This window comes from Actinocrinis sp., from assembly GCF_035946395.1.
Classification (GTDB): Bacteria; Actinomycetota; Actinomycetes; order Streptomycetales; family Catenulisporaceae; genus Actinocrinis.
On record NZ_DASYZI010000099.1, the window covers coordinates 1 to 3,777 of the forward strand.

General features: G+C 68.6%; 2 protein-coding genes and 2 pseudogenes. 3 read left to right on the forward strand and 1 reads right to left on the reverse strand.

The features are described 5' to 3' along the window. From VGS97_RS06570 to VGS97_RS06580, 3 genes and pseudogenes are all read left to right on the forward strand, one after another. Positions 1-288 (forward strand): annotated as a pseudogene (locus tag VGS97_RS06570) (MBL fold metallo-hydrolase); the annotation flags it as partial. An 18-nt stretch (positions 289-306) separates the two neighbouring features. Continuing rightward, a complete protein-coding gene (locus VGS97_RS06575) occupies positions 307-1,173 on the forward strand; it encodes an acyl-CoA thioesterase (RefSeq protein ID WP_326852332.1) in 867 nt (288 codons plus the stop codon). 10 nt (positions 1,174-1,183) lie between these two features. Beyond that, positions 1,184-3,250: a PKD domain-containing protein gene (locus tag VGS97_RS06580; RefSeq protein WP_326852333.1), complete on the forward strand. Its 2,067-nt coding sequence runs from the start codon at positions 1,184-1,186 to the stop codon at positions 3,248-3,250. A 52-nt stretch (positions 3,251-3,302) separates the two neighbouring features. Here the strand turns inward: VGS97_RS06580 and VGS97_RS06585 are convergent. Beyond that, positions 3,303-3,777 (reverse strand): annotated as a pseudogene (locus tag VGS97_RS06585) (hypothetical protein); the annotation flags it as partial.

Here is a 3,777-nt window from a genome sequence, read left to right on the forward strand (position 1 = left end):
CCGACGCCCGGCCACACCCCGGGGCACGTCTCGGTCAGCGTCACCTCCGGCGGCGAGGCCGCGCTCATCACCGGCGACTGCGCCCACCACGCCGTGCAGCTGGCGGAGCCGGGCTGCTGCTCGCTGGCGGACGCCGATCCCGGCATGGCGACGGCCACGCGGCAGCGCCTGATCCGCGAGCACGCCGACACCGGCGTGCTCGTCATCGGGTCCCATTTCCCGCCGCCAGGAGCCGGGTACCTGGTCACGACGGACACCGGCGTCCGCTTCCAGCCCGCGGCCGCCTGACCTCCTGGGAGTGCATCAGTGAGCACGACATCTACCGGCGCGTCCCCGATCCTGCGGTCGTTCGCCCTGGACCGGCTCGGCGACCGCGCCTTCCGCGGGGAGAGCGTCCAGGACGAGCGGCGGCCGGTGGTGTTCGGCGGCCAGATCATGGGGCAGATGATCGTGGCGGCATCGAGATACGAGCCCGCGAAGACCGTCCGCTCCCTGCATGTGATCTTTGCCAGGAGCGGGACGATCAAGCATCCCGTGGAGGTCGAGCTGGACCCGGTGCACTCGGGCCGAGCGCTGGCCAGTGTCTCCGCCACGGCAGCCCAGGGAGAGCGGGTCCTGTCCCGGGGGCTGCTCCTGCTCGACGCGGGGGAGCCGGACGTGATCCGCCATCAGGTCCCGGTTGCGCCGGTCGGCGGGCCGCTGGACGCCCCGCCGGTGGCCGCGCCATCCCCCGGCGCCGAGCTGCGCCTGGTCGACGGCGTCGATCTCATGACGACCGCGGCGACCGGGCCTCCTGAGCTGCACGTGTGGGTGCGCTTCTCCGACGTGCCGGACGACGCCGCGCTGCACCAGGCGCTGCTGTCGTGGTACACGGACGGGTTCCTGATCGCCGCCGCCATGCGGCCGCACGAGGGGATCGGCCAGGAGCAGGCGCACGAGACCCTCTCCACGGGCGTGCTCGCGCACACGCTGACGTTCCACGAGCCCGTCCGTGCTGACCGGTGGCTGCTGATCTCCAACCGCAGCCTGCACGCCGGCGGTGGCCGCGGCTACGGCGAAGGGCACGTGTTCACCGAGGACGGGCAGCTCGTGGCGTCGTTCGTGCAGCAGAACATGATCAGGTACTTCCGCGACGCGCCCGGCGTCCGCGGCAAGGCCGCGGGCGCCATGTGAGGGGAGACCTATGAGCCATGTCGGAGGGAGTTCATCGCAGGACTCTTCGGTCGCAGCTCGCGCCGGTTCGCCGCGTCAATCGACGCGTGAGCCCGATCCTCTCTACACCGACCCCTACGTCGATGTGGACCGATGGCGCGATGAACCCGAGCGCCATCGCTACGTGCACGGCGGGTTCACCGATACCGAGCTTCGCTTCTCCATGTACTTCCCGCCTCCGGAGAGATACGAGGGGCGCTTCTACCACCCGGTCATGCACATTGCCGGCAATGAGAATGCCGCCAGCGGACGGCTGGCCGGGCTCGACGGCGATTCCATTGGCTTCGCCTTCGACAGCGGCGGCTATCTGGTGGAGTCGAACCTCGGCTCTACCAACATGGGCGGGCCCGGGGACATCGTCAACTTTCGGGCCAGCGCCGCCACCGCGGAGTTCTCCCGCGAGCTCGCCCGGCAGATGTACGGCGGAGGACGGCCGTACGGCTATGTCTATGGCGGGAGCGGCGGGGGCTTCAAGTCCACCGCGTGTGTGGAGAACACGGACGTGTGGGACGGCGCGGTTCCCTTCATCCACGGCTCGCCGGTCTCGATTCCAAACGTGTTCACCGTACAGGCGCACGCCTTGCGCATACTCGAAGGCAAGTTCGGGCAGATCATCGACGCCATCTCGCCCGGCGGAAGCGGTGACATGTACGCCGGCCTCAATGACGAGGAACGGGCCGCGCTGAGGGAAGTGACGAGGATGGGCTTTCCGCCTCGAGCGTGGTTCGCCCACGAGAGGTTGTCCGTCAACTACACAGGCGTGTTCGCCAGCCTCATCGGCTTCATCATCGGTGGCGATCCTGAGTACGTGGAGGATTTCTGGCGCGTGCCTGGCTACCTCGGGGCCAGCCCTCCAGAGTCGCTCGAGCGCGCACACGTCCGCCACCAAGCGAGCGTGACGAGAACCATCTCGACGGCCGAGGCGCGCGACATGGGCTTGCCGGTAGCCATCGCCGCCGGGACGAGATCGGACGCCCTCGCGGCGATCCAGTTCTCCAGCACCCCCGAAGGCCGCTTGCAGGGCGCATTTGTGACGATGCGGACCGGCGCAGCCCAGGGACGGCGGGCCATGGTCACGGGTGTGGTGGGCGACATCGTCCTCCTTGGCGGACTGTTCGCGAGCGAGGGCGTTGTGGAGGCTGGCGACCAGGTGGAAATCGACAACTCGATCTACCTCGCATCACAGACGTACCACCGCCACCAGAATCCGCCGCCTGAGTACCATGTCTGGGACCAGTTCCGCAATCCCGATGGCACGCTCATGTACCCGGAGCGTCCGCAGTTGCCCGACGCCGCCGCCGTCGGATCGGGCTACGTGTCGCAGAGCGGAAAGTTCGGCTGCAAGATGATCGTGGTGGAGTGCCTTATGGACGAGGCCGCCTATCCATGGCAGGCCGACTGGTACCGCTCCAGGGTGCGGGACGCGCTGGGGCCGCGATTCGATGATCAGTACCGGCTGTGGTTCGTCGACAACGCCATGCATGTGAGCCCGAGCAGCTATATGACTCCCAGCGAGGGCGGAGCGGCTGATGCTGGATACAGCTGGGTGGACAGCCACATCATCAGCTATTCGGGCATCTTGCAGCAGGCGCTCCGCGATGTGGCGGCCTGGGCCGAACGGGATATCCGACCACCGGAAAGCACGAGTTACAAAGTTCGCGACGGTCAGGTAACCGTGCCCGCCTCAGCGTCGGCTCGTAAGGGCATCCAGCCCGTCGTGACGCTGACCGTCGACGGCGGCGATCGCGCTGAGGTTTGCGTCGGGGAAGCCGTGGAGTTCCACGCTGTCGCCGAGGCACCGCCCGGGACAGGTGTGATCGTTTCGGCTGAGTGGGACTTCGATGGGGAAGGCGCCTATCCGGAGCCTGGACAACTCACGCCGCAGTCCGAGGTGAAGCTGACCACGACGCACACCTTCAGCTCGGCGGGCACGTTCTTCCCCGCGCTGCGCGTGGCATCACAGCGCGATGGCCACACCACGACGCGCTATGCGCTCGCCCGCAACCTGGCGCGGGTGCGCGTAGTGGTGACGGCCTGACCTGCGTTCGGCAATGCTGGGAGCGCGCCATGCCGCGGACGCGCTTGCTTCGTCAACTCACGACCACACGCACCCGCCCGAGGTTCATGATCTGGCCGTGCGGGTTGTCGCCCTGCCCGAGTCGCTGCGACGTCGCGCGCAACGCGGGAAAGTAGGTCCCGGGAGCGGAGAAGGTGTACTCGCGGTCGAGGCGCATCGACGTGTACGAGAGGTCCTCGTTGGTGAACGGCTCGACGACCGGGTAGTCGCCATGACCGTCGAAGTCCCACTCCGCGGCGACGATAGTGCCGGCGCCCGGCGGCACCTCGACGAGCGCTGAGAACGCGACCGGCTCGCCGACCGCGACGTCGGCCCTTTCGCCGCCGTCGGCGGTGAGCGTGACCACTGGCTGGATGCCGCGGCGCTCGGCCGCCGTGGCCGGCAGCAGGATCTGACCGTCGACCCACTCGTAGTTCGTGCTGGGCGGGGGTGCGATGCCGCGCTCCACCCACGCGGCGAGGTCGCGCAGGGCCTGCTCGAGCACGCCG